The following is a 16,245-nucleotide window of genomic DNA, read 5'->3' on the forward strand; positions in this document are numbered from 1 at the left end:
CCGGACCGGCACGCTAATTATTCCTCGACCACTCTCTCGGTGTATGACGACACTCGTCCCACCGACCGAACGAACGTGTGAACGCTGTGGTCGCCACGACGTCTGGGACGACGGAACCGATACGTGGACGATCACGGAGGAAGATGGCGAGAAAACGAGCGGGAACCCCTACTGTCTCCACGAGTGGGACATCAACGGAAACTACAATCCGTTGCCCGAGTAACAGCACAGTTCTCTCTTCGTGTCACTGTCCGCCGCAGTGACTCGCTCACCGAAGCGAGCCATCAGTGGTGCGAGTCACTCCGTATCGAAGTCTGGCAGGTCGTCAGGCAGATCCGGGTCGCTCTCCCAATCGACGAAGTCGCGCTTGAGTGTCTCGCTCACGGTCTGGCCGAGTTCTGCCATCGCCGCGTTGATCCCAGAGACGGTGTCCCACGACTCCAGATCAGGGTGGATGTCGCGCTCGCGCCAGTCTTCGGGCAAGCCCGGCGCGTGATAGCCGACACGCTGTGCGAAGTCGTCCCAGAAGAAGTCGAACTGCTGGACGAGTTGTAGATCGAGGACGATCTGGAACTGTTCGTCGTCGAGGCCTGTCTGTCCGGCCCACTCGTCGAACGCCTGCTCCCAGGCCCCGTCGGTGAGGAACGCTGCCAGTTCCTCTCGTCGGTACTCGCTCGTGTCGACATCGACGTCGTCGTAGTCACTCGCATCCATACTGGTGTCCAGTTCCGGCGGGGCTGGCGCGTCGATATCTATTGTCATGAGCGTGAATTAGAACGGTCCCGACATAAGCGTGGCAGCATCGGGCCATCGCGGTGGTCGGAGTGGACGAGCCGCGACCGTCGACAGCGATTCTACGGCCGCGTATCGGTATCGTCGAGCGCGGCGTCGCGAAGTCGACGGCCACGCTCCGAGGAGACTGTGAGTTCTGGCACCGGCGTCGGCTCGTGAGAATCGTCGACGGCGACGTACACCGAGTACGATTCGGTCGTCAGCTGTCGATCACCAGTCTGTGGATCTTCCCGGTACGCGCGAAGACGTACCCGGATGCTCGTCTCGCCGGCATCGTAGACGTACGCTTTCACGACGGCCGTTTCTCCCACGGGGATGGATCGTTTGAAGTTCACTTGCTCCATCCGTGCGGTCACGCAGTTCTCGCCCGCGAATCGCATCGCCGAGAGGGCACCGACCTCGTCCATCCACTTGAGGACGTGCCCGCCGTGTGTCGTTTCGAGGTTGTTGGCGTGGTTTGGACCGACGAGCCAGCGGTTTTCGAGGAACGTCTCCAGCAGCGTCACCATCACTCGTCCGTTTCGTCGCCGGGACCCTCAATCCAGTGATCGAGAAGACAGCACTACCGCTGTCAGCCCTGTGCTACCCGCGTGGTGCACGTCCTTTTACGCTGTGACGTACTGCGATTCCCAGTCCTGGCGGGCGTTGAGTTCCCGCTCGCCACGACTCGTCAGGGCATAGAAGTTCGTGCGCCGGTCTCGCTGTCCCTTTTCGACCATGCCCTTCTCGACGAGCGTGTCGAGGTTGGGGTACAAACGCCCGTGATTGACCTCACTCTCGTAGTACTTCTCCAGTTCTTCTTTGATCGCGAGACCGTGCGGTTCGTCGAGGCCGGCGATGACGTAAAGCAAGTCCCGCTGAAATCCAGTTAGATCGTACATTGAACTCGAACGTGTATAGAAAAGCCGTATATATCAGTATTTCTGGGATTTTCGAAAGGTACTAACTGAAACGTAATCTACCACCGTCTGGTATTTTAGTCTTATTACCGTTCGAGGCGATAGCGTCGATCCGTCTGGACGTTCTCTCGGTGGGTGCAGAGAATGACTTGACAGATAAATCGATAATTGACACGGCTTCGACACTCGGTGCCGACAGTAACGCATAACAGTGGCGCCCGTGTAGCCGATGTGATGACTGACCGTGCCGAGATCACACGAGATTTGCCACCCGACGGCGGTGGCGATGGTCGTGTGACGGTTGTGGGGACGGCACACGTCTCTCAAGACAGTGTCGAGGAGGTCGAACGGACGATCGAAGACGAACAGCCCGATGTGGTTGCTGTCGAACTCGACGACGGTCGATACCGACAGATGAAGGGTGAGACACCCGACGACCTCGACGCGGGCGATCTACTCCGTGGCAACACCGTCTTTCAATTCCTCGCCTACTGGATGCTCTCGTACGTCCAGACTCGACTGGGTGACCGGTTCGACGTGACACCCGGCGCAGATATGCTTGCTGCCGTCGAGACGGCTGAGGACCTCGGACTTGGCGTGGCGCTGGTCGACCGTGATATTCAGATGACGGTCCAGCGGTTCTGGGCACGCCTCTCGTTCAAAGAGAAGCTGACGCTGGTGGGGGCCTTGCTCGCCGGGATGGGCGAATCACGCGTCGTCGGTCTCACCTTCGGCTTCACCGTGGGGGCGATGATCAGTATCGTCGTCGAGTCCACCATCGGTCCGTTGCTCTTGCCGACCGGGAACTGGCTTGCGAGTTCGCTGCCGCTGGTGGGTGGTCTCGGCGGCCTCGGAATCGCCGTCGCGGACGCACTCATCATCGCGCTCGGGATCACTATCATCGTCGGGCTACCGATCATTGCGCTCCTCTCGTGGGCCGACGACGGCGAGGAATACGAGGAGTTCGACCCCGCGGAACTCACCGATGTCGACGTGGTCACGGCCATGATGGAGGAGTTTCGGCAGTTCTCGCCCGGTGGTGCGGAGGCACTGATCGACGAACGCGACGCGTACATCGCACACAACCTCGTCGACCTGCGGGAGGCTGGCTATCACGTCGTCGCTATCGTCGGTGCCGGCCACCGTGAGGGCATCCAGCGGTACCTCGATCACCCCGAGACGCTGCCCCCACAAGAGACCCTCGTCGGTCGCGAGACCGGCAGTCGCTTCTCTCCGTACAAGATCTTTGGCTACCTGTTCACGCTTGGCTTTCTGGCTTTCTTCCTCTTGCTCGCGATGGCAGTGTACACCGGCGTTCCCGGTGCGTCGAGTGCGTTCTTGCTCAAGGTGTTCGGAACGTGGTTCCTCGTCAATGGGGTCATCGCCGCGGTGCTTGCCCGTCTCGCCGGTGCCCACTGGACGAGTTCGACGGTTGGCGGTGCGGTGGCGTGGCTGACGAGTGTCAATCCGTTGCTCGCTCCCGGCTGGTTCGCTGGCTACGTCGAACTGCGCTATCTCAGTGTCAATGTCGCCGACATCAGTCGACTCAACGAAATCCTCGACGACGAGGAGGCGCCGCTGGCCGACATCTATCGACGGCTCCGGGCAGTGCCGCTGTTCAGACTGATCCTCATCGTCGCGATGACGAACGTCGGGAGCATGATCGCGAGTGCGCTGTTCGCGACGACGTTACTCCCCATCCTCGCGGCTGATGTCGGTGGTGTCGACGGCGTGGTCCGGCTCATGATCCAGGGAGCGCGAAACAGTATCGAGCTTCTCTGGGGGCTCGTGCAGTGAACATCCGGTTCAGTCAGCGAGAGCTAAAGGATCTGGGCATCGCGTGGCTCGCGCTGGGCGTCGCGTTCGCCGTCTTCCTCAACCGTAGCCTGCTGTCGGCCCTGACCGCGGGACGCGTGCCGAATCCGAGCGAGCTCGTTGGTGCGCTACTGCTCAGTCTGATCACCGCCGGGGTGGGCTTCTTGCTCCACGAACTCGCACACAAGGTCGTGGCGATCAGATTCGGACAGGTCGCCGAGTTCCGGGCCGACTACAACATGCTCTTTCTGGCAATCGTCGGTGCGCTCGCTGGCTTCCTCTTTGCCGCGCCGGGGGCGGTCCACCACCGCGGGCGAATCACGGAACGCGAGAACGGATTGATCGCGCTCGCCGGTCCGGTGACCAACGTCGCTCTCGCTGTCGTGTTCTTCGTCCTCGGACTTGTCGCCATTCTGGCGAACGTCGGTGGGTTCCTCAGTACCGCGGCCAATTTCGGCTTGTACATCAATCTCCTGCTGGCGGGGTTCAACATGATTCCGTTCGGTCCCCTCGACGGGACGAAAGTCCTCGCGTGGAACAAAGGCGTGTACGCGGCCGTCGCCGTCCCGAGTATCGGGCTGGCACTGCTGGTCCTGCTGGGCGGAATCTGAGCCGTCCCTTCGCCGAAACGGTGGCCTTTTGCTTTCGGCCCGCCCGCTCTCGGGTATGACCGACGAGCACGACGAGGACAGCGAGGGGCTGACATACGCCGACTCCGGCGTCGACATCGACGCCAGCGAGGCAGCGACCGCGGCACTGATCGGGGCAGCCGGCGAGTTCGAGGGCGACTACGCCGGACTGGTCGACATCGGCGACCAGTACCTCGCGCTCGCGACCGACGGCGTCGGAACGAAACTGCTCGTCGCCGAGGCCATCGACGACTACTCGACGATCGGGATCGACTGCATCGCGATGAACGTCAACGACCTGATCGCGACTGGCGTCGAACCGGTCGCCTTCGTCGACTATCTCGCCGTCGAGGAACCCGACGACGAGGAAGCCCAACAGATCGGTGCCGGTCTCAGCGAAGGCGCAAAGCGTGCTGGCGTCGCACTGGTCGGCGGCGAGACGGCGGTGATGCCCGACGTGATCAAAGGACTGGACATCGCCGGCACCTGCGCCGGTCTCGCACCCAAGGACGGCGTCTTCCCTGGCGAGGCACAGGCGGGCGACGCTATCGTCGGCTGGCCTTCTTCGGGCATCCACTCCAACGGCCTGACACTCGCTCGCGAGGCCGTCACGAAGAATCACGAGTACAACGACGCCTATCCCCACGACACGGACCAGACCATCGCCGAGGCGCTTCTGACGCCGACGCGCATCTACAGCGAAGTGCTGGCCCCGCTGCGAGACCACGAGACCCACGCCGCCGCCCACGTCACCGGCGGTGGCTGGACGAACCTCACCCGGATGGGGACCCACCGCTACGAGATCACCGATCCCTTCGACGCCCAGCCGATATACGACTTCGTCCAGTCCGAAGGCTCGGTCTCGGACGAGGAGATGCACCGGACGTTCAACATGGGCACCGGCTTCGTGGCGGCGCTGCCCGAAGACGACGCCGAAGCGGTCGTCGAAGCGACCGAGGACGGCCGGATCATCGGCCACGTCGAAGACGGTGACGAGTGCGTCTCGATTCGTGGGCTAAAGCTGGCCGACTAGCGAGCATACCGCGCCGCAGGCGCGGTTTCACCGGCCCGAGCGAAGTGAGGGCCGGCTTTTAGCCCACGTTTTTGGGCAAGTGGTGAGGAGCGAAGCGATGTACCCGCAGCCCAAAAAGGTGGATGCGGGATCGACTTCGTGGCTGCGCTGCCGGAAGACGATGCTCATGCGGTCGTCGAAGCGACCGAGGACGGCCGGATCATCGGCCACGTCGACGAAGGAGACGGGTGTGTCGCAATTCGTGGACTGGAACTGAGTTGATCAGCAACTGCCCGTCGACTCGGACGACTCGCCGTCCGTGTCACTGATCCTGAGTTGCATGGCTTCCCGGAGATGGTACCTCACCCGTTCGCAATCAGCGAGATCGAGCGCGTTCTGAAGCTGTCGTTGCAGGTCGTCGTCCGTGGCACCCTGTGACATTGGATCGTTCAACAGTGGCGGTCAGTATAAGGGGGACTGACCGTTCAGGCCGGTAGACGGTGTCTAAACGTAGTAAGATCGTCGGCAACGGATGCGTATCTGTTAGCTAACGTTGGCCGCGATGTCGGCCTCGGTGATGATGCCGACCGTCTCGCCGGCCTGCACGACGAGGACGGCGTCGTTGTGCGAGAGGTAGGCGTCGATTTCGTCGATCGTGGCGTCGGTCTCGACGGTAGCGATCGATTCGTGCATCACGTCGGCGACCGGCAGCTCACCGACGTTGTCCTGGTCGTGGTGGATGATATCGGAGTGACCGATGAGGCCGACCGGGGTCCCGTCGCGGACGACCGGGACCTGTGAGTATTTCCCCTCGTCGAGGATGTCCTGTGTCTCGTGGACCGAATCGTCCGGGGCGACGCTGTGGACCGGGGCGTTCATCAGTTCCTCGGCGCGCAAGATGCCGCCTTCTGCCTCTTCGAGCGCGTTGACGATCCGGCGGAGCGTCGACAGTCGCGGATCGACATCCCCGCCCTCGATCCGTGCGATCAGTGGCTGGGACACGTCGGCGCGTTCGGCGAGTTTGCTCTGGGTCAATCCGAGTTCGTTCCTGCGTTCCCGCAGGTCGTCGGGCGTCGGTAGTTCCATATCCGCAATTACCTGTGGTTATATAAAAAGACACCGACGCCAGCAAGGCTGCTGGTAGTTCGGGCGGCAACTGGCCGACGTGAGTCGACTCTCGGTTCGTACTACCGGATGTCACTTCGTGAACGGATTCGCGACCGCAGGGTTGCGAAATCGGTCACAGATCTACAGCCGGTCGTATCAGGACTGGGCGTCGGTATCTGTTTCGTCGCCCTCGAATTCGATCGTGTCGATGACCTTCAGTGGCACGTCGCGCAGGGAGCCACCGATCTCACTCTTTGCGATGCGCTGGGCGTGTTCTATCGATTCTGCGTTGAACACTTTCATCTCGAGGACGAGTCCGACGAGGGCAGTGTCGGCAGCGATGAACGCCGAATCGAACGGTTCACCACAGGCCGGACAGCCCGTCGCCCCGACTTCGACCTCGACGTAGTCCATCTCGGACTGATTGAGCCGCTTCCCTGCTTCGCTGACCGCGACTCCGATCGCGTCATCGATGTCTTCGACGTCACGAACCAACCAGGCTGCTTCCATCGCCACGAGATAGTTCATACACGTCATTCGACGGTCCCACTACACGTGTGTTTTGATTCGCGACTGCGCACGAGACCCTTACTATCGCCATAACTTATGGAAACGACCGGTCGTGCCAATGGCATCGTTACCCCGACATGGGGTGGTCGGACGCTCCATAGCTCTGTTCCACGCCAGATGTGGAAAACCACCAGACGGAAGCCCGATAGAGAGTATCTGAACGATCCAAACAGTTATATACTGCAACTCACCCATTGCTGAGCGAGGGACGATGGAATCCCAACTGTACCGCGGCGGCGTGTTCGCACTGTACCAGCTCAGCCTCCTGCTCGGCATCGTGTTGCTACCACTCGCACTGGTGTTTGGCAAGCTAGGCATGACACTCCCGATCCACAAAGTCGTCCTCCGACTGGAGGACGCATACGCAGGTGCGACGCCGAACTGAGGGACACTATCGCAACAATCGACACACCGGTCGCACTGCTGTCGCGCGACCGGGTGTGCAGTGATTTTCGAAGCTATTAGAGGCGAGCTATCGGCCGTCTCCTGTTTTCAATTCGTCAGTCCGTGTACCGCTAGCACCAAGTGATGGCCCCCCTATCGCTGCAACATGGAACTGTTCGGGACCGCAGGGATTCGCGGGCGGGTCGCAGACGAGGTCACGCCCGAACGCGCGCTTCGCATCGGTCAGGCGGTCGGCCACGACGGCGCGGAGTTCGTGCTGGGCATCGATGGACGAACCACGAGTCCCGCACTCGCCGCGGCGATGGAAGCGGGGCTGGAGAGCGCCGGTGCCTCGGTCGTTCGAATCGGCCAGTGTCCGACGCCGACACTCGCGTACGCGTCGCGAGGCCGGCGCGGCGTCATGATCACGGCGAGTCACAATCCACCTGCCGACAACGGGATCAAACTGTTCGTCGACGGCAGTGAGTACGACCGCGTCGGCGAAGAGCGGGTCGAAGAGCGCGTGGCGGATGGCGAGAACGCCACCGAGTGGCGAGCGTGGGGTGACCGGCGGGAAGGCGATCCGCTACCGGCGTACCGACGCGCGGTCACCGACTTCGCGCGGCGTCACGGGACCGTTGGAGACCATCTCTCTGTCGCGGTCGACTGTGGGAACGGGATGGCGAGCCTCGCGACGCCGCAGGTACTCCGTGCGATCGGTGCGGACGTTCGGGCGCTCGAAGCATCGGTCGACGGGTACTTCCCCGCTCGCCAGAGCAAACCCACGCCCGAATCGCTCTCGAATCTGCGGTCGTTCGTCGCAGCCACCGACGTGGCGTTCGGGATCGGACACGACGGCGACGCCGACCGGATCGTCGTGGTCGATGCGGACGGCGATGTCGTCCACGAGGATACGGTGCTCGCCATCCTCGCCGAACACTACGTACGGGAGAGCGACGCCGACGATCCGGTCGTCGTAACCACGCCCAACGCCTCGGGCCGGATCGACGAACGCGTCACGGCGTCGGGTGGTCGCGTCGAGCGGGTCCGTCTCGGCGCACTCCACGAGGGGATCGACGCCGCAACAGGCACCGTCGTCTTCGCGGCCGAGCCGTGGAAGCACGTCCACCCCGACTTCGGCGGCTGGATCGACGGCGTCGTCAGTGCGGCCCTGGTGACGACACTCGTGGCCGAGCAGGGGCTCGCGACGCTGCGTGAACCCATCACCGAACGCCCCTACCGCAAGCGCAGCGTCGAGTGCCCGGACGAGCACAAGCCGGCCGTGATGGACCGCCTCGAAACCACGCTCCCGGATCGATTCCCCGATGCGGCAGTCGCGACCGACCACGGCGTTCGGCTGACCTTCCCGGACGAATCGTGGACGCTCGTCAGACCGTCGGGCACTGAGCCATACGTCAGAGTCTACGCCGAGAGCGACGCCGTCGACGACCTCGTCGCCGATGTCGTCTCAGTCGTCGAAGACGCAGTCGCGACGACGCAGTAGGACCGTCACCCGTCCCCCTCTCGGCGGTGGCTATTTCACCGACCCAGTTCTCTCCCGTGACATGGATTCGCTGGTCGAGGCCGCCAGAGCGGCAACCAAGCGGTCGCACGCACCGTATTCCGAATACTACGTCGGCGCGGCGATAGAGACCGTCGACGGCTCGGTGTACACGGGATGTAACATCGAAAACGCGAACTACAGCAACAGTCTCCACGCCGAGGAAGTCGCGATCGGATCGGCGATCAGTGACGGGCACCGCGAGTTCGAGCGCATCGCCGTCACGTCTGAGGAGCGCGACGGCGTCACGCCCTGCGGGATGTGTCGCCAGACACTGATCGAGTTCTGTGACGAGGACTTCCCGGTGATCTGTGACGAGGGCGACGGCGAGACCACGACCTACCGACTCGGCGACCTGATTCCGGCGACGATCACGCAGGACCACCTCGAATGACAGAAGACACTACCGCCGACGACAGCGCCGCCAGCGAAGACCCCAACGACGGCGAGCAGTACCACCTCGAAGTCGGACCGGGCGACGTTGCATCGAGCGTCCTCCTGCCGGGCAACCCCGAACGCGTCGCCAAGGTCGTCGAGTCCTGGGACGACCACGAGATCGTCGGCGACCACCGCGAGTACCGGACGGCGACAGGGACCTACGACGGGACGCCAATCTCAGTCACCTCGACCGGCATCGGCTCACCCTCTGCGGCCATCGCGGTCGAGGAACTGGCCCGCGTCGACGCCGAGACGCTGCTCCGGGTCGGCTCCTGCGGTGCGATCCGAGAGGAGACGGCCGTCGGCGACCTGATCATCACGACCGGCGCGGTTCGCCAGGAGGGGACCAGCAAGGAGTACGTCCGCGAGGACTACCCCGCCAGCGCCGACCACCGCGTCGTCTCGGCGCTCGTCGCTGCCGCGGAAGAACTGGGCTACGACTACCACCTCGGACTGACCTGCTCGACCGATAGCTTCTACGCCGGCCAGTCTCGGCCGGGGTTCGGCGGCTTCGAGGCCCGAGGCAGCGAGGAGCGTATCGAGGAACTCCGGCAGGCCGGCGTCCTCAATTTCGAGATGGAGGCCAGTGCCATCCTGACCCTGGCGAACGTCTACGGCCTGCGCGCGGGGGCGGTCTGTACGGTCTACGCGAACCGCGTGACCGGCGAATTTCGGACCGAGGGAGAGCGGAAAGCCGCGCGGACGGCGACTCTCGCCGTCGAGTATCTCGCCCGGATGGACGCAGCGGTCGAAGAAAGCGGTGCCGACCACTGGCACGCCGGGCTGTCGCTGTAAGTCGACGGCTACCGAACGTGTCTGCCGGGAATAGATTTATCCACCACGGAGTTGTCACGAACTAACAATGCACTCGCACAGACGGCCACAGATCGAACCGGATCGCCACTGGTACGCCTCGGCATACAGGCGAGCGATTCGGCGAACGATCGGGGTGGTTCTCTTTTCGTTTTGCCTATTGAAAACGTTGCCACTCGGTCGACACTACGTCGCGATCTCGCGGCGGGGCGTCGGAGATGCGTTCACTTGGCCTGGCGATATGCATATGCACGGGATACCGGTCCAGATGTTAGTAGACAACACGCTCGGGATTCGGCTCACTCGGAGAGACCTTGGGCCGTGGCAAAGCGAGTTCGCCGCTCAGTCGCACGAATTCCCGTCGCTCGTCCAGCAGGCGCTGGCGTATCTGTGTTCGCGGCTTACCAGTGACTTCGTTCTGGGACCGCTCGTGATCGCGGGTGTGGCGACGCTGGCGATCCACCTCGTCGTCCTGTATCGGCCCTCATTGTAGCGGGCAACGAGAAGAGTAGATACGACAAGCAGCCGTTTTGACGGGTAGAACTGCTAGCACGCCGGGCTGCCGCTGTGATACTGTTCGCGGTGACGAGCCACGAAAATATTTTGACAGCCGACTGAGAAGGGAAGCCAGATGCAATCGTATCACCGCCCACACGTACAGCCCAGTACACACTGGTATCTCTCCGCCTATGCCAGCGCGGTGAAAAGACTTGGTGGCGTGCTCACGGTCACGTATCTGGGGTGGCTCGGGATCATCGCACACCCCGATGTCACTGGTCGTTCGAGAGGCTTTCCGTTCGGGATCGAGCCGGTTCCCGCCGACGCGACACTCGTCGCGCCGCCCTTCCCACCAGAGGCGTCGGTCGGCGGCGGTCTGTTCCACTTCTTTCTCGACATCCTCACCGGGCCGATCGGCGTGGGAGTCCTACTGGTCGGACTCGCCTTGCTGATAGCACAACTACTGCACACGCGGTAGTAAGAGTCGCACCCGACGCACGTCCCTCTGACTGTCGCGCCCGGCTACATATCGGGCCACGCCTTCGCGGCGCGGCCGGTCGAGGAGACCTTGCGGATCCACTTGGCGGCGATGGCTTTCTTGAGGTTCTCGGCCATGAAGCCGCCGAACGTAGAGACGGGGGCGGAGATGCCCATGTACTTCACGTCGTGGGCCACCGCTTTATCGCCGACGGAGACGACGGTGCCCATGTCGTCGTAGGTCCAGGTGTCGAGTGGCTGTCCGCGGACGGCGCGTGCGAGGTTTTTTCCGGCGACTTCGGCGGCCTGCCAGGCCGCCTGTGCGGTCGGTGGTGCGGGGTTCTCGCCCGGCTGGTCGACCAGTGCGCAGTCACCGATGGCGAACACGCGCTCGTCGGAGGTCTGGAAGTCCTGCTCGGAGTCGAGTCGGTGGGAGCGCTCGTCTTTTTCCAATTCGACGTCACGAACTGCGTCGCGGCCGGTGATGCCGCCGGTCCAGATGAGTTCGTCGTAGTCGAGTTCCTCGTCGTCGCCGATATAGACGGTCTCCTCGTCGACTTCGCCGATGAACTCGCCACACATGATGTTGATGTCCTTGTCCTCCAGTCGCTTGCGGATGGCCCCCTGGAGTTCGGCGTCGCCGTTGGGCATCACTTCGTCGAGGCCCTCGACAAGGTGGATTTCGAGTGGGGCACGACGTTCGTCGCGGAACTCGGCGATTTCACCCGCCGTCTGGATGCCGGAGAGACCGGCCCCGCCGACGACGATCTGGGCAGGGTCGTTCTGGGTCGCTTCACGCGCCGCGGTCGCGACGGCGTCGTGGATGCCCAGCGCGTCGTCGAGCGACTTGAGCGTGTGGGCGTGCTCTTCGAGACCGTCGATCCCGAAAAAGGCGGTCTGGGACCCGATCGCGACGAGCAGGTAGTCGTACTCGACCGTCGAGTCGTCGTCGAGTTCGACGACGCGGTCGTCCGTGTCGATGTCGACGGCCGCCGCCTCGATGAAGTCCGTACTTCGGGACTTGATGTCGCCGATGGGGATCGTGACGTTCTGCTGGACGCTCGGATCGCGAATACAGCGATGGGACTCGTGCAAGACGAGGTGGTAATCGGTATCCGAAATCCACGTGATGTCAGCCTCGCCGTTTATCTGTTCTTCGAGGCTCTTGATTGCGCCCGCACCAGCGTACCCAGAGCCGAGGACGACGACGTTGTCGGTCATGTGTGAAAGGCTCAGGTAGCGGGTGATACAAAGGCTTTGAAATCACATTCGCGTGGCAACTGCGTTGTCTCTTCGCCACGTCGCCCCGATTCGACGGGAATGGCGGGCGCTGGGGTCGCGTTGTCAGCCGTCCACTGCGGTGTGCTATTCGCGACCCGGCGTCGCGAACGCAGTCACGGATCGGCGGCCGACGGTGCGACAGCGATCAGGAGACGCGTTCCCAGACCGCTTTCTCTTCGGCGGGTTCGTCGCCACGGGTCCACCACTGGGCCTCCCAGACGGAGCCCTCGTAGACGACGCGGTCGCCGCCGGTGTAGGCGGTGTCCGCGTTCCACTGCGGGTAGTCGCCGTCACCGCCGTCGCCACCGTCACCGCCGTCACCACCGTCACCGCCGTCGCCACCGTCACCGCCGTCGCCACCGTCACCGCCGTCACCGCCGTCTGCCGGACCGACTTCTTCCCACGGTCCCCACTGGTTCGAACCAGGTTCGTCGCCACGAGTCCACCACTTGGCCTCCCAGACGGAGCCATCGTAGACGACACGGTCGCCGCCGGTGTAGGCGGTGTCCGCGTTCCACTGCGGGTAGTCGCTGCCGCCGCCCCCGTCGTCGCCGTCCGACACGACTGCGGTGTCGGAATCGAGCGCGCTATCGGCGACCGGCGTCGCGTCGTCGCTGATCGCGACGCTCTCGACGTCTCCGTCGCCGAACACCCAGGCCGTGTGCTCGCCGGGGAATCCGCCGTCGTCCTGGACCGACACCGGCACGTCCGTGCCGCTGGCGTCGTCTGCAGACGAGACGCCCGCGACCACGTTCTGGTCGCCGTCGGGATAGGTCACCACGACCGTCGCGTCGCCGTTCGTCGTCACGTCGCTGACCGTGACGTTCCCGTCGTCGCCCAGCACCTGATCGTCGAAGGTGAGCGATCCACTCGTCGCGTCTTCGTCGCCGCCGCCACCGCTGTCGTCGCTCACGGCGTCGACGAGCGCACCGGCGTCGACGAGACCGCTGCCTTGCTGGTCCGACGGGAGACCGATGTCCCGCGCGCTTTCGGTGAGCACGTCTTTGAGCTCCTGTGGCGAGAGGCTCGGATCGACCGCGAGGGCCAGCGACGCGACGCCCGCAGCCGCCGGGCAGGCCATCGACGTGCCCGACAGCGAGTTGTAGCCGTCGGTCGGGTACGTCGAGAGCACGTTCAGTCCCGGCGCGGCAACGTCGACACCAGGGCCGTACTGCGAGAAGTCGGTCAGTGACTCGTTGGGGCCGACCGCGGAGACGGCGACGACGGAGTCGTAGGCCGCCGGATACGAGATTCCTCGCTCGCCGCTGTTGCCTGCCGCTGCGATCGGCAATGCCCCGTTGTCGAACGCGTAGTCACACGCGTTCCGCAGCGTCCGGGTGGCACCGCCGCCACCGAGTGACATGTTGATGATGTCGGCACCGTTGTCTGTACACCAGACGATCGCGTCTGCGATCGCGCTCAGTGTCCCACCGCCGCCCTGACCACCCAGCGCGCGTGCGGCCAGCAGCGAGGAGTTCGAGATGCCCGCGACCCCCGTGGCGTTGTTCGTCGTTCCGGCCGCGATGCCCGAGACGTGGGTCCCGTGGCCGTTCCCGCTCCTCGGGCTCGGATCGTCGTCATCGGAGACGAAGTCCCGTCCTTTGACCTCGCCGAACTGCGCTTCGAGGTCCGGATGGGTGTACTGGGTCCCCTGGTCGACGACGCCGATCGTCACGTCGGTCGAGCCGAGCGTCGTCTCCCACGCCCCACCGGCGTTGACCAGTTCGGGGGCGTACTGCTCTCCCACCCGCGGGTCGTCCACGTCGATGACCATCGGATGGTAGATCGCGTTCGGTTCGACGTACGCGACGCCGGGCTGGTTCTCCAGGTCTTTCTTGGCCGCCGACTGTGCCTGTGGTCCGGTCTGCTGGGGCAACTGCACTTCCATGAATCCCAGCGTGTCGTTCTCACTGACGACCGAGGCCCCTTCGGGAAGCCCCGACTGAATCGTCGCCTTCGTCTCGGCGGCGTTCGCCGTTGGCTCCATCCCGACAATGAGTTCACCCGCCTCGCGGTGCTCCCCGCCGTTTCCGTCCGGATCGCGTCCTTCGACTGCGGCCGCAGTGCCGACTACTGTTGATCCGACGATCCCGCTTACCGTCCCGAGGAAGGTTCGTCTGGTACTCCCCCCAATGTCTTTGTCCGTCATGGACGATCAAACATTCAGGAGGACTGCATTTATTATTTATGTCACGAAATGAAGGTCTGAATAATAGTTGGAAACGCTAAATATCTACTATTCGGAAACGGATGGTAGAATTAATGTTCCGGTTCGCCTGCCGGTGCGCGCATGTCGTCGATGGTCAGGATGAGTTTGTTGCTGGTGTCGTCTTTGCCCGCGAGTGTTCCGATGATCTGGAGCTTCGACAGGGGTGTCGGGCCGACGGTGACCGAGTCACCTTCGTGGAAATCCGAGATCGATCCCTGCAACTGTAGTTCCGCGCGACACTTCTCTGGGTGGTGGACGCTCGTCAGGTCGATCTCCTCGACGTTGGCGTCTTCGAGCAACTCACCGTCGTGTCGGAGCGGGACCCGCGCCGCGTTGTCCATGTCCTGAATCTGGAGTGCGTCGTAGGCGTTGGCCGTCGGCTTGTAGCCACCCTTCGGACCGGGGACACCCTCGACGAGCTGGAGGGCTTTCAGGCTCTGCATCTGGTTTCGAATCGTCCCCGGATTTCGGTCTACTTTGTTCGCGATGTCTTCCCCTTTGACTGCACTTTCGCTTTCTTTGTACAGATTGACCAGTTCCTGCAAGATGTTCTTCTGACTGGGGGTGAGTTCGATTGATGACATAAACAAGGATTGGTCGTACCTGTCCTTAAACCCGACGGTGAACTCACGTTGCTTGCTACAAAAAACCGTGGGAACGAACGTCTCGCTCGGGACAATCGAACAGGGGAGTGATTCGTCTCCCGCACGCGTCGAGAACATCGCCATTTGGTGGTCAGAGTGGTAGATTCAGCTATCGAGTCGCTGTCGAGCCGATCTTTTTGTACCCCGAACGACTGGGTTCTACGTATGAACCGACAGGTACGACTCATCGGGGCACCAATGGATCTGGGTGCCGATCGCCGTGGTGTCGATATGGGGCCGTCGGCGATCAGGTACGCCGGACTGGCCGCCCAGCTCGAAGCCGTCGGGATCGACTGTCGCGACTACGGCGACGTGATCGTACCACGACCCGAAGAGTCGGACCCGTCGGCCGGTGAACCGATCGATGGACGCGCGAAGTTCCTCGCCGAGACGGAACTCGTCTGTGAACGGATCGCCTCGGCAGTCGACTCGACGATCAGTGCCGGTGAGTTTCCACTCGTGCTCGGTGGCGATCACTCGATTGCGATGGGCACCGTTGGCGGCACACGACCCGAGGACGACCTTGGCATTCTCTGGTTCGACGCCCACGGCGACTTCAACACACCGACGACGACGCCGAGTGGCAACGTCCACGGGATGTCGATGGCGGCCATCCTCGGTATCGGCGAGTTCGCAGACCGCGAGTGGGCGAAGGCAGCGAACGTCGACCCCGAGAACGTCGTGCTCGTTGGTCTCCGTGACCTCGACGAGGGCGAACAACGGCTCATCCGTGACTCGCCCGTGACTGCGTACACGATGAGCGACATCGACGACCGTGGGGTTACCGACATCGTCGAATCCGCGCTCGCTGTTGCGACCGACGGGACCGACGGACTGCACGTCAGCCTCGACATGGACTGGCTCGATCCCAACGAAGCGCCCGGCGTCGGGACACCCGTTCGTGGCGGGGTCTCCTACCGCGAGGCTCACGTTGCGATGGAGTACGTCGCCGACTGTGGGAGCACGCTGCACTCGATGGAGGTCGTCGAGGTCAATCCGATCCTCGACACGCACAATCAGACGGCCGAACTGGCCTGTGAACTCACTGCGAGTGCGATGGGAAAGCAGATCCTGTAACCCCACACTTCGACCGGACCGCGCCAGCGGCGCGGTCTG

21 protein-coding genes are annotated in these 16,245 nt (G+C 63.2%); 12 read left to right on the forward strand and 9 right to left on the reverse strand.

The window, feature by feature from the left end:
- The first annotated feature begins 43 nt into the window (after positions 1-43).
- Positions 44-223 carry an HEWD family protein gene (locus tag AC5FRW_RS05650; protein WP_493567457.1) on the forward strand — a complete coding sequence of 60 codons (180 nt, stop codon included), beginning with the start codon at positions 44-46 and terminating at the stop codon, positions 221-223.
- Between the two features lie 74 nt (positions 224-297).
- Here AC5FRW_RS05650 and AC5FRW_RS05655 read toward each other — a convergent pair whose 3' ends face one another.
- From AC5FRW_RS05655 to AC5FRW_RS05665, 3 genes are all read right to left on the reverse strand, one after another.
- The gene (locus AC5FRW_RS05655; protein ID WP_493567458.1) at positions 298-762 is read right to left on the reverse strand and encodes a DUF7992 family protein; all 465 of its coding nucleotides are present in this window, start codon (positions 760-762) and stop codon (positions 298-300) included.
- Positions 763-854: 92 nt separating this feature from the next.
- Positions 855-1,301 carry an acyl-CoA thioesterase gene (locus AC5FRW_RS05660; RefSeq protein WP_493567459.1) on the reverse strand — a complete coding sequence of 149 codons (447 nt, stop codon included), beginning with the start codon at positions 1,299-1,301 and terminating at the stop codon, positions 855-857.
- A gap of 96 nt (positions 1,302-1,397) precedes the next feature.
- The gene (locus tag AC5FRW_RS05665; protein WP_493567460.1) at positions 1,398-1,673 is read right to left on the reverse strand and encodes a PadR family transcriptional regulator; all 276 of its coding nucleotides are present in this window, start codon (positions 1,671-1,673) and stop codon (positions 1,398-1,400) included.
- Positions 1,674-1,925: 252 nt separating this feature from the next.
- Between AC5FRW_RS05665 and AC5FRW_RS05670 the strand changes: the two genes are divergently transcribed.
- The 4 genes from AC5FRW_RS05670 to AC5FRW_RS05685 all read left to right on the forward strand — a co-directional run bounded on the left by AC5FRW_RS05670 (position 1,926) and on the right by AC5FRW_RS05685 (position 5,429).
- A complete protein-coding gene (locus tag AC5FRW_RS05670; RefSeq protein WP_493567461.1) occupies positions 1,926-3,488 on the forward strand; it encodes a TraB/GumN family protein in 1,563 nt (520 codons plus the stop codon).
- Positions 3,485-4,117 carry a zinc metalloprotease gene (locus AC5FRW_RS05675; RefSeq protein WP_493567462.1) on the forward strand — a complete coding sequence of 211 codons (633 nt, stop codon included), beginning with the start codon at positions 3,485-3,487 and terminating at the stop codon, positions 4,115-4,117. Before AC5FRW_RS05670 ends, AC5FRW_RS05675 begins: the two co-directional genes overlap by 4 nt.
- 55 nt (positions 4,118-4,172) lie before the next feature.
- On the forward strand, positions 4,173-5,168 hold the full coding sequence (purM, locus tag AC5FRW_RS05680; protein ID WP_493567463.1) for a phosphoribosylformylglycinamidine cyclo-ligase: 996 nt from the start codon (positions 4,173-4,175) through the stop codon (positions 5,166-5,168).
- Between the two features lie 138 nt (positions 5,169-5,306).
- Entirely contained in the window at positions 5,307-5,429 is a 123-nt protein-coding gene (locus AC5FRW_RS05685) for a hypothetical protein (protein WP_493567464.1), read from the forward strand.
- Here AC5FRW_RS05685 and AC5FRW_RS05690 read toward each other — a convergent pair whose 3' ends face one another.
- The 3 genes from AC5FRW_RS05690 to AC5FRW_RS05700 form a co-directional block, all read right to left on the reverse strand.
- Positions 5,430-5,588, reverse strand: coding sequence for a hypothetical protein (locus AC5FRW_RS05690; protein WP_493567465.1), 159 nt, complete (start codon positions 5,586-5,588; stop codon positions 5,430-5,432). It lies immediately after the preceding gene.
- 102 nt (positions 5,589-5,690) lie between these two features.
- Positions 5,691-6,233: a CBS domain-containing protein gene (locus tag AC5FRW_RS05695; RefSeq protein ID WP_493567466.1), complete on the reverse strand. Its 543-nt coding sequence runs from the start codon at positions 6,231-6,233 to the stop codon at positions 5,691-5,693.
- A 177-nt stretch (positions 6,234-6,410) separates the two neighbouring features.
- Positions 6,411-6,782 carry a DUF555 domain-containing protein gene (locus tag AC5FRW_RS05700; protein WP_493567467.1) on the reverse strand — a complete coding sequence of 124 codons (372 nt, stop codon included), beginning with the start codon at positions 6,780-6,782 and terminating at the stop codon, positions 6,411-6,413.
- A gap of 253 nt (positions 6,783-7,035) precedes the next feature.
- Between AC5FRW_RS05700 and AC5FRW_RS05705 the strand changes: the two genes are divergently transcribed.
- The 6 genes from AC5FRW_RS05705 (at position 7,036) to AC5FRW_RS05730 (ending at position 10,996) form a co-directional block, all read left to right on the forward strand.
- Complete coding sequence (locus tag AC5FRW_RS05705; protein WP_493567468.1) at positions 7,036-7,209, forward strand: hypothetical protein; 174 nt, start codon at positions 7,036-7,038, stop codon at positions 7,207-7,209.
- A 165-nt stretch (positions 7,210-7,374) separates the two neighbouring features.
- Complete coding sequence (locus tag AC5FRW_RS05710; protein WP_493567469.1) at positions 7,375-8,712, forward strand: phosphohexomutase domain-containing protein; 1,338 nt, start codon at positions 7,375-7,377, stop codon at positions 8,710-8,712.
- A 61-nt stretch (positions 8,713-8,773) separates the two neighbouring features.
- On the forward strand, positions 8,774-9,163 hold the full coding sequence (gene cdd, locus AC5FRW_RS05715; RefSeq protein WP_493567470.1) for a cytidine deaminase: 390 nt from the start codon (positions 8,774-8,776) through the stop codon (positions 9,161-9,163).
- Entirely contained in the window at positions 9,160-10,002 is an 843-nt protein-coding gene (locus tag AC5FRW_RS05720; RefSeq protein WP_493567471.1) for a nucleoside phosphorylase, read from the forward strand. The genes cdd and AC5FRW_RS05720 overlap by 4 nt, the downstream gene beginning before the upstream one ends.
- A 286-nt stretch (positions 10,003-10,288) precedes the next feature.
- Positions 10,289-10,513 (forward strand): hypothetical protein, encoded by a 225-nt coding sequence (locus AC5FRW_RS05725; protein ID WP_493567472.1) that lies wholly within the window; start codon positions 10,289-10,291, stop codon positions 10,511-10,513.
- Positions 10,514-10,651: 138 nt separating this feature from the next.
- Positions 10,652-10,996: a hypothetical protein gene (locus AC5FRW_RS05730; RefSeq protein WP_493567473.1), complete on the forward strand. Its 345-nt coding sequence runs from the start codon at positions 10,652-10,654 to the stop codon at positions 10,994-10,996.
- 44 nt (positions 10,997-11,040) lie between these two features.
- On the opposite strand, the gene AC5FRW_RS05735 is transcribed toward AC5FRW_RS05730, so the two are convergent.
- The 3 genes from AC5FRW_RS05735 to AC5FRW_RS05745 all read right to left on the reverse strand — a co-directional run bounded on the left by AC5FRW_RS05735 (position 11,041) and on the right by AC5FRW_RS05745 (position 15,069).
- Positions 11,041-12,216 carry an NAD(P)/FAD-dependent oxidoreductase gene (locus AC5FRW_RS05735; protein WP_493567474.1) on the reverse strand — a complete coding sequence of 392 codons (1,176 nt, stop codon included), beginning with the start codon at positions 12,214-12,216 and terminating at the stop codon, positions 11,041-11,043.
- A 205-nt stretch (positions 12,217-12,421) separates the two neighbouring features.
- Positions 12,422-14,425: a S8 family peptidase gene (locus AC5FRW_RS05740; RefSeq protein WP_493567475.1), complete on the reverse strand. Its 2,004-nt coding sequence runs from the start codon at positions 14,423-14,425 to the stop codon at positions 12,422-12,424.
- A 110-nt stretch (positions 14,426-14,535) separates the two neighbouring features.
- A complete protein-coding gene (locus AC5FRW_RS05745) occupies positions 14,536-15,069 on the reverse strand; it encodes an HTH domain-containing protein (protein WP_493567476.1) in 534 nt (177 codons plus the stop codon).
- Positions 15,070-15,294: 225 nt separating this feature from the next.
- Here AC5FRW_RS05745 and rocF point away from each other — a divergent pair, with 225 nt between their 5' ends.
- Positions 15,295-16,206 carry an arginase gene (gene rocF, locus AC5FRW_RS05750; RefSeq protein ID WP_493567477.1) on the forward strand — a complete coding sequence of 304 codons (912 nt, stop codon included), beginning with the start codon at positions 15,295-15,297 and terminating at the stop codon, positions 16,204-16,206.
- The last annotated feature ends 39 nt before the right edge of the window (positions 16,207-16,245 follow it).

Source organism: Halomicrobium sp. HArcht3-1 (assembly GCF_058933345.1).

Excerpts from the sequence above, each read along its gene's own strand:
- AC5FRW_RS05650 (WP_493567457.1), top strand. The coding sequence starts at position 44 with ATGACGACACTCGTCCCACCGACCGAACGAACGTGTGAACGCTGTGGT.
- AC5FRW_RS05655 (WP_493567458.1), bottom strand. The coding sequence starts at position 762 with ATGACAATAGATATCGACGCGCCAGCCCCGCCGGAACTGGACACCAGT.
- AC5FRW_RS05660 (WP_493567459.1), bottom strand. The coding sequence starts at position 1,301 with ATGGTGACGCTGCTGGAGACGTTCCTCGAAAACCGCTGGCTCGTCGGT.
- AC5FRW_RS05665 (WP_493567460.1), bottom strand. The coding sequence starts at position 1,673 with ATGTACGATCTAACTGGATTTCAGCGGGACTTGCTTTACGTCATCGCC.
- AC5FRW_RS05670 (WP_493567461.1), top strand. The coding sequence starts at position 1,926 with ATGACTGACCGTGCCGAGATCACACGAGATTTGCCACCCGACGGCGGT.
- purM (WP_493567463.1), top strand. The coding sequence starts at position 4,173 with ATGACCGACGAGCACGACGAGGACAGCGAGGGGCTGACATACGCCGAC.
- AC5FRW_RS05690 (WP_493567465.1), bottom strand. The coding sequence starts at position 5,588 with ATGTCACAGGGTGCCACGGACGACGACCTGCAACGACAGCTTCAGAAC.
- AC5FRW_RS05695 (WP_493567466.1), bottom strand. The coding sequence starts at position 6,233 with ATGGAACTACCGACGCCCGACGACCTGCGGGAACGCAGGAACGAACTC.
- AC5FRW_RS05700 (WP_493567467.1), bottom strand. The coding sequence starts at position 6,782 with ATGAACTATCTCGTGGCGATGGAAGCAGCCTGGTTGGTTCGTGACGTC.
- AC5FRW_RS05705 (WP_493567468.1), top strand. The coding sequence starts at position 7,036 with ATGGAATCCCAACTGTACCGCGGCGGCGTGTTCGCACTGTACCAGCTC.
- AC5FRW_RS05710 (WP_493567469.1), top strand. The coding sequence starts at position 7,375 with ATGGAACTGTTCGGGACCGCAGGGATTCGCGGGCGGGTCGCAGACGAG.
- cdd (WP_493567470.1), top strand. The coding sequence starts at position 8,774 with ATGGATTCGCTGGTCGAGGCCGCCAGAGCGGCAACCAAGCGGTCGCAC.
- AC5FRW_RS05720 (WP_493567471.1), top strand. The coding sequence starts at position 9,160 with ATGACAGAAGACACTACCGCCGACGACAGCGCCGCCAGCGAAGACCCC.
- AC5FRW_RS05725 (WP_493567472.1), top strand. The coding sequence starts at position 10,289 with ATGTTAGTAGACAACACGCTCGGGATTCGGCTCACTCGGAGAGACCTT.
- AC5FRW_RS05730 (WP_493567473.1), top strand. The coding sequence starts at position 10,652 with ATGCAATCGTATCACCGCCCACACGTACAGCCCAGTACACACTGGTAT.
- AC5FRW_RS05735 (WP_493567474.1), bottom strand. The coding sequence starts at position 12,216 with ATGACCGACAACGTCGTCGTCCTCGGCTCTGGGTACGCTGGTGCGGGC.
- AC5FRW_RS05740 (WP_493567475.1), bottom strand. The coding sequence starts at position 14,425 with ATGACGGACAAAGACATTGGGGGGAGTACCAGACGAACCTTCCTCGGG.
- AC5FRW_RS05745 (WP_493567476.1), bottom strand. The coding sequence starts at position 15,069 with ATGTCATCAATCGAACTCACCCCCAGTCAGAAGAACATCTTGCAGGAA.
- rocF (WP_493567477.1), top strand. The coding sequence starts at position 15,295 with ATGAACCGACAGGTACGACTCATCGGGGCACCAATGGATCTGGGTGCC.